Annotated in this window: 4 protein-coding genes; 3 read left to right on the top strand and 1 reads right to left on the bottom strand. The window is 65.3% G+C overall.

The genetic code is table 11. The features are described 5' to 3' along the window. Positions 1 to 877: 877 nt before the first annotated feature. The 3 genes from UUA_RS13140 (at position 878) to UUA_RS13130 (ending at position 4427) form a co-directional block, all read left to right on the top strand. Positions 878 to 2263: a M16 family metallopeptidase gene (locus UUA_RS13140; protein ID WP_039954043.1), complete on the top strand. Its 1386-nt coding sequence runs from the start codon at positions 878 to 880 to the stop codon at positions 2261 to 2263. Beyond that, on the top strand, positions 2260 to 3735 hold the full coding sequence (locus UUA_RS13135) for a M16 family metallopeptidase (RefSeq protein WP_039954042.1): 1476 nt from the start codon (positions 2260 to 2262) through the stop codon (positions 3733 to 3735). Before UUA_RS13140 ends, UUA_RS13135 begins: the two co-directional genes overlap by 4 nt. A gap of 170 nt (positions 3736 to 3905) precedes the next feature. Then, positions 3906 to 4427, top strand: a complete 522-nt coding sequence (locus UUA_RS13130) for an acyloxyacyl hydrolase (RefSeq protein WP_039954040.1) — start codon at positions 3906 to 3908, stop codon at positions 4425 to 4427. A 75-nt stretch (positions 4428 to 4502) separates the two neighbouring features. On the opposite strand, the gene UUA_RS13125 is transcribed toward UUA_RS13130, so the two are convergent. Next, complete coding sequence (locus UUA_RS13125) at positions 4503 to 6029, bottom strand: DHA2 family efflux MFS transporter permease subunit (RefSeq protein WP_008437655.1); 1527 nt, start codon at positions 6027 to 6029, stop codon at positions 4503 to 4505. Positions 6030 to 6071: the final 42 nt, after the last annotated feature.

The raw sequence follows: 6071 nt of genomic DNA, 5'->3' as shown, positions 1-6071 counted from the left end.
CAAGTCGTGGTAAACGGGGCATGCTCGAACCCTCAAGGAACGAAGCAGTCGCCGGCATGTGGTTGTAGGCTAAGCCGGTCTACCAGCGATGGCGCCGGCTACGAGTAGGCAAGCGCCTTTTAATTACCTCCGTCCCCTTTGTTCGTCCCCTTTGTTCTCGCCCGAGATTTCGTTTTTTTCGCAAGGTATCCAAGTATGGATGTCGGTAAATTGAGGCTTCTAAATGCAATCGTAGGATGGTCTGTGCTCGTGGTGTCCGCATGTTGTTGCGGGTGTGCGGCCAAGTCGCTGAGATCTTTGGAGAAACATGTTTTTGTGAATGGCTATGGAGATAGCATTTCCCTGACGGATTCCTGTACATTTGTTGCGGGGAAGTACTATTTGGCAGAAAGCTGCTCTACCGAACATATCAGATGTGAGAAATATGGATCTCTGTTCGCAATCATGGTTCCTTTTCTTTGCCATGATATAGGTGATTATAGATGGAGCGGGAATGGCGTTGATTCGTTTCTTATGGCGCTTACACCACATGACTCGAATGACGTTCTTCTGAGTACTACCTATGGTGGCTGGATTTCATTTAGTTACGAGGCGAGCAGTGGAGTGACCGAACTCTATTATGACCCACTGGCTAAATTGGGCGTAAAAGAAAATTGGTTTTGGAGTGATTCAATTGATCTTGAGAAAATAAGATACAAGAAGATAGGGTCGTTGAAATTTATGCCGTGTTCAATCAAATAACCTCAGGTCTTGTTTTGCCACATCACACACAGCCACCGGACGGCGCCGAAGAATCCCGCTGCCGGCAGTAGCCGCCCGGCTGTACGCCTGCGCCGGACTTGCTAAGGTTGACCCCTTTCCACCGAAGGGATCGCCCATGCGTCTGCGTCCGGCTGCCTTGCTTGCTCCGCTCGTCCTGTTGACCGCGTTGGCCGCGCCGCCCGTGGCCGTGGCCGCGGCCGAGCTGGCCATTCCTCCGATCGCATACCACCAGCGCACCTTGCCGAACGGCCTGCAGGTGTTGAGCGTGCAGGATCACGCCAGCCCGAACGTGGCGGTGCAGGTGTGGTACCACGTCGGTTCGAAGGACGACCCGCAGGGGCGCTCGGGTTTCGCGCATCTGTTCGAGCACCTGATGTTCAAGAGCACCAAGCACATGCACGCCGAGCAGTTCGACCGGCTGACCGAGGACGTGGGCGGCGCCAACAATGCCTCCACCGGCGACGACGTCACCAACTACTTCGAGGTGGTGCCCAGCAACCACCTGCAGACGCTGCTGTGGGCCGAGGCGGAGCGGCTGTCCAACCTCAACGTGGACGAGGCCAACTTCAAGTCCGAGCGCGCGGTGGTGCAGGAGGAATACCGCCAGAGCGTGCTGGCCAACCCATACGGCAAGCTGTTCAACGCGATCGACCCGCACTCGTACACGGTGCATCCGTACCAGCGCCCGACCATCGGCAGCATCGAGGACCTGGACGCGGCGACGCTGCCGGACGTGATCGCGTTCCATAAAACCTTCTACCGACCGGACAACGCCACCCTGATCGTGGCCGGCGATTTCGACCCGAAGCAGCTCGACGCCTGGGTCGACCAGTACTTCGGCTGGATTCCCAAGCCAGCCACGCCGATCCCGCAGGTCACCGTGCAGGAGCCGCAGCGCAGAAAGAACCTGCGCTACACCGTCACCAGCGAGACCGCGCCGCTGCCCGCGGTGGCAATCACTTGGTTGCTGCCGCCGGCTTCTGACACGACCGACAGCATCCCGCTCAAGGTCGCCGCTGCACTGCTGGCGCAAGGTGATTCCTCGCGACTGTACCAGTCGCTGGTGTACCGTCACCAGGTGGCCCAGCAGGCCGGCGCCGACGCCGACGGCCGGGTCGGCTCGGGCCTGTTCACCGCCTACGCGATCCTTGCCAGCGGCCACCAGCCGGCCCAGGCGGAGAAGCTGCTGCACGAGGAGGTCATCTGGCTGGCCACCCAGCCGATCCCCGCCGCCGAGCTGGACAAGGTGAAAACGCAGCTGCTGACCAGCGAGCTGAAGCAACGGCAAACCGCGCAGGGCCTGGCCTTCGCGCTGGGCCAGGCGGCGCTGATCGACGGCGGCGCGGAACGCGCCAACACCGACCTCGCCGCCTTGCAGAAAGTCACCGAGCAGGACGTGCACCGCGTGTTGCAGAAGTACGTCACCGGCGCGCACAGCGTCACCATCGACTACCTGCCGCAACCCGCCGGCGCAGCGAAGGCATCGGGAGAAGCGAAATGAGCCGCCGCAAGAACGCCTGCCGTCTGGCCGTCTTTACGGCCATCATGGCTACCGCCGGCAACGTCGCGGCCGCCGAGTTCCCCGCCACGCCGCCCGCGCCCGGCCCGGCGCCGCAACTGAGCGTGCCGACGCCGACGGCGCAAACCCTGGCGAACGGCCTGCAGGTGGTCAGCGTGCGCCGCGCCGGCCTGCCGCTGGTCACTGCGCAGCTGATCGTGCGCAGCGGTGGTGAGATGGACCCGCCGTCGCTGGCCGGCCTGGCCGACCTCACCGCGAACCTGCTGAGCAAGGGTGCCGCCGGCAGGAGCGCGCCGCAGATCGCCGCAGCCGCCGAAGCGCTGGGCGGCTCGCTGGATGCCGCCGCGGGCTGGGACGAAAGCGCGGTCGGCATTACCGTGACCACGCCAAAACTGGCGCAGGCGCTGGGCCTGCTGGCCAAGGTGGTCAGGCAACCCGATTTCAGTGCGGAGGAGTTGAAGCGGGCGCAGACGCAGTCGCTCGACGATCTGCGCCTGACGTTGAGCCGGCCCACCGCGCTTGCTTCGCTCGCCGCCAGCCGTGGCGTGTTCGGCGACGGCGCGTACGGCCATTCGCGCGGCGGCACGCCGGCTTCGATTGCACGGATCGGTCGCGCCGACGTGCAGCGGCTGCACGCGACGCTGTACCGGCCGGACAACGCGATCCTGGTGCTGGCCGGCGACATCACCCCGGCGCAGGCGCAACAACTGGCGGAGGCCAGCTTCGGCGACTGGCGCAAGCCGGCCACGCCGCTGCCCGCGCGGCCGGCGGGCAAGGCCGTCAGCCGGTTGCCGGCGGTGCTGCTGATCGACCAGCGCGGCGCTGGCCAGGCCGGCGTGGTCGCGGCGCACGCCGCGCCGTCGCGCAGTGATGACGGCTACTACGTGGGCACGCTCGCCAACGCGGTGCTCGGCGGGTCGTACTCGGCGCGGCTGAACGAGGAGATCCGCATCAAGCGCGGCCTGTCCTATGGCGCCGGCAGCCGGTTCCAGCCGCTGCGCGATGCTGGCCTGTGGCTGGCCTCTGCGCAGACCAAGAACCCATCTGCGGCGCCGGTGGTCGAGCTGGTGCTGGGCGAGTTCAAGCGCCTGGGCGACAGCCGCGTCGGCGCCGACGAGCTGGCCGCACGCAAGGCTACCCTGATCGGCGGCTACGGGCGCAGCCTGGAGACCACCGCAGGCCTGGCCGAACGAGTCGGCGAGCTGGCGGTGTACGGCGTGCCGCTGGACGAGATCGGCAAGTACATCGCCAAGGTGCAGGCGGTGACGCCGAAGCAGATCGAGAAGTACGCGAAGCAGCACCTGGCTGCCGGCGCCGCCACGGTGGTGGTGGTCGGCGATGCCGCGCAGTTCGCCGCTGACATCCGCAAGGCGCATCCGCAGGCCGCGCTGCTGCAGTCGACCGCGCTGGATCTGGACAGCCCGACCCTGCAGCTGGCGGGCAGCAGAAAATAACCGTCCTGACCGTGCCATCACCGAACCCCGGCCATCGTGCCGGGGTTTTGACATCGTGGGCGCAACAATCTGTTGCCGAAATCGACCCAGGTCGGGGCTTCGCTCGGCACGGACTGCTTAGTAAACTATGCGGTACACAAAAAGAATCACTACCGCGAGGTCGCCTCCCCATGTCTCTTCATCCCCTCATCCGCAGCGCATTTGTGCTGGCCCTGGTCACCGCCGCGCTGCCGGCGACCGCCACCCGGTTCGAAGTGCAGGCCGGCCGCAGCAACTCGAACGGTCACGGTACGAACACCGCCTTCGTCGAGGCGGTGTTCGACGAGCATCGCATCGGCACGACCCGCTTCAGCTGGTCGCCGGATGTCTCGCTCGGCTGGATCGATGGTCGCCATCTGGCGAACGACAACGGCCGCTACACCATGCGCGACTCGGTAGCGCTGCTGGCCGCCGGTGCACGCTTCCACTTCGGCGACGCCGGCGACTGGTACCAGCCGCTGTTCTTCAGCGAACAACTGGCCGCCACCAACCGCACCACCCACGCGCTCTCCAGCCACTACCAGTTCGTCAGCACACTGGGCTGGCAGGCGAAGCATTTCAGCGTGGCGCTCCGGCACATCTCCAACGGCGGCCTGCATCGCCCGAACACCGGCGAGACGATGGCACTGGTCGGCGTTGCCTTCGACATCTGACTGGCGCATGCCGATCCGTGAAAACGAGCACGGCCCCGTTCGGGGCCGTGCTCGTTTCGGTGATTGCCGCCGGTTTCAGTGGCCGCCGGCGACCGGTCTGGCCTTCGGCGTGAACGGCGGCCTGGCCAGCCATATCACCAGCACCAGCGCCAGGAAGATCCAGCCCAGCGCGTGGAACACTTCGTTGAACGAGATCTGGTAGGCCTGCTGGGTGATGATGTCGTTGAGCATGCCGGCGGCGGCCTGCTGGTCGCCCTGGCCGATCTGGTGCAGCGCGGCCTGCGCGGTCGGGCTGTAGGCGGTGATGTGCTCGGTCAGCTGCTCGTGGTGGGTCACCGCGCGGCGCTCCCACAGCAAGGTGGTGAGCGAGGCGGAGAAGCTGCCGCCCAGCGTGCGCAGGAAGGTGGCCAGGCCGGAGCCCGACGCGATCTCGTTCTGCTGCAGGTCCGACAGCAGGATGGTCAGCACCGGCATGAAGAACAACGCCACGCCCAGGCCCTGCCACAGCTGCACCATCGCCACGTGGTAGAAGTCGATGCCGATGAAGAAGTCCGAGCGCATGAAGCAGGTGCCGGCCATCACCACGAACGCGATCGAGGCCAGCGTGCGCAGGTCGAAGCGGGTGGCGTACTTGCCCACGAAGAAGGTCAGCAGCACCGGCAGCACGCCGATCGGCGCGGTGGCGAAGCCGGCCCAGGTGGAGGTGTAGCCGAGGTTGCGCTGCAGCCACAGCGGCACCAGCAGGCCGATCGCGAAGAACGCGGCGTAGGCCAGGGTCAGTGCGATGGTGCCGGCGGTGAAATTGCGGTGGCGGAACAGGCGCAGGTCGACGATCGGGTCCTTGTCGGTCAGCTCCCAGATCAGGAACACCGCGATGCCGATGGTCGAGACGACGCTGGTGACGATGATGAAGGTGGAGTTGAACCAGTCCTCGTCGTTGCCCTTGTCCAGCACGATCTGCAGCGCGCCCACGCCGATGATCAGGCTGACCAGGCCGACGTAGTCGACCTTCGGCCGCTCGGTCTTCTCCACTTTCGCGCGCAGCTGGTTGGCCACCACCATGCTGGCGAAGATGCCGATCGGCACGTTGATGAAGAAGATCCACGGCCACGAGTAGTTGTCGGTGATCCAGCCGCCCAGGATCGGCCCGGCGATCGGCGCCACCACCGTCACCATCGCCAGCAGCGCCAGCGCCATGCCGCGCTTGGCCGGCGGATAGATGCCGATCAACAGGCTTTGCGTGATCGGGTACATCGGCCCGGCCACCGCGCCCTGCAGCGCGCGGAACAGGATCAGCATGCCCATGCTCTGCGACACACCGCACAGGAACGAGGTCAGCGCGAACAGCAGCGTGCAGGCGGTGAACAGCCGCACCTCGCCGAAGCGGCGGCTGAGGAAGCCGGTCAGCGGCAGCGCGATGGCCATGCTCACCGCGAACGAGGTGATTACCCAGGTGCTCTGGTTGTTGCTGACGCCGAGGTTGCCGGCGATGGTCGGCAGCGACACGTTCGCGATGGTGGTGTCCAGCACCTGCATGAACGTGGCCAGCGACAGGCCGATCGTGCTCAATGCCAGATTGGGCGGGCGGAATTCGGTGGTCATCGGAACCCATGAGTGGTTGTAGGAGCCCGCTAGCGGGCGATG

The organism is Rhodanobacter thiooxydans LCS2, from assembly GCF_000264375.1.
Classification (GTDB): domain Bacteria; phylum Pseudomonadota; class Gammaproteobacteria; order Xanthomonadales; family Rhodanobacteraceae; genus Rhodanobacter; species Rhodanobacter thiooxydans.
This window is presented reverse-complemented; position numbering and strand designations above follow the sequence as displayed.

Coding starts and splice junctions, on each gene's coding strand:
- UUA_RS13140 (WP_039954043.1), top strand. CDS start 878: ATGCGTCTGCGTCCGGCTGCCTTGCTTGCTCCGCTCGTCCTGTTGACC.
- UUA_RS13135 (WP_039954042.1), top strand. CDS start 2,260: ATGAGCCGCCGCAAGAACGCCTGCCGTCTGGCCGTCTTTACGGCCATC.
- UUA_RS13130 (WP_039954040.1), top strand. CDS start 3,906: ATGTCTCTTCATCCCCTCATCCGCAGCGCATTTGTGCTGGCCCTGGTC.
- UUA_RS13125 (WP_008437655.1), bottom strand. CDS start 6,029: ATGACCACCGAATTCCGCCCGCCCAATCTGGCATTGAGCACGATCGGC.